Origin of the sequence: Corallococcus sp. AB049A, assembly GCF_003668885.1 — a bacterium.
In the GTDB taxonomy this organism is placed as follows: Bacteria; Myxococcota; Myxococcia; order Myxococcales; family Myxococcaceae; genus Corallococcus; species Corallococcus interemptor.
The window spans coordinates 1-906 of the sequence record NZ_RAWL01000840.1 but is presented as its reverse complement, the minus strand read 5'-3'; the positions used below and the strand labels follow the sequence as shown (position 1 = coordinate 906).

Below are 906 nucleotides of genomic sequence, written 5' to 3'. Positions count from 1 at the left end.
CGGCGGGGCGACGCGGACGGACTGGCCCTGCGGCGCGGGTACGGCGGATGGTGTGGGTGATACGACTGCTTCGGCCGTCACGGGCTCCAGCTCCACCTCGACGGAGATGACGACCTCGTCCGCGACGGGCCGGGTGTCCGGCAGGGCCAGCTCGGGCGGGAGCGAATCCGACAGGTCCACCGGCGCTCCGCCTGCCTCCAGCGGCGCGGGCGTCGCGGTGGGCGGAGTCTCCCGCTGCGAGACGGGATTCGCGGGCGTGGATGGCGGTGCGGCTTCCTTCGGCTTCGCCCGGGACGTGGCCGGTGTGCCCCTTCTCGCGTACAGGTCCGCGAGCATCTGCTGCACGCCCTGGTGGGACGGATCCAGTTCGAGGATCAGCTTGCTCGCGGCGATGGCGCGCGGCAGGAAGCCCTCCTTCGCGAAGCCCTCCGCCGCGGACTGGTACGCGGAGACGGCGCGGTCTCGCTGACCGGCCTTGGCCCACGCGTCCCCCATGCGCAGCCGGCTCTGGTGGTCCTTCGGATCCGCCTGGCAGTAGTCCTCGTACAGTTCAGCGGCCTTGGCGAAGCGGCCCTTGCTGAAGGCCTCGGCCGCCTTGTCCTTGAGCGCGCGCAGCTCCATTCACTGCGCCCCGCCCGCCGCCGTGCCTTCCTTCGTCAGCGACGCTCCCGCCGCGACGCGGACCTCGCGGAAGTAGTCACCCTTCAGCGCGTCCAGCGCTTCGGCCTCCACGCCCGAGTTCATCTTGCGCAGCGCCGTGGCCGCCGCGGCCCGGATCTCCGGCAGGTCGTGGTACAGGTCCCGCCCCACCACCTCCGCCGACTTCGCGTCGCCAATGGCCCCCAGCGCCAGCAGCACGTCGCGACGGGCCACGCTGTTGGAGTCGTCCAGCGCCTTGAGCAGCGT

The 906-nt window shown here is 72.3% G+C and carries 2 protein-coding genes; both read right to left on the bottom strand.

Annotated features, from left to right (window positions below):
* Positions 1-621: tetratricopeptide repeat protein (locus tag D7X55_RS39800; protein WP_368666523.1), on the bottom strand; the 621-nt coding region annotated here is incomplete at its 3' end.
* Positions 622-906: HEAT repeat domain-containing protein (locus D7X55_RS39795; RefSeq protein WP_147470438.1), on the bottom strand; the 285-nt coding region annotated here is incomplete at its 5' end.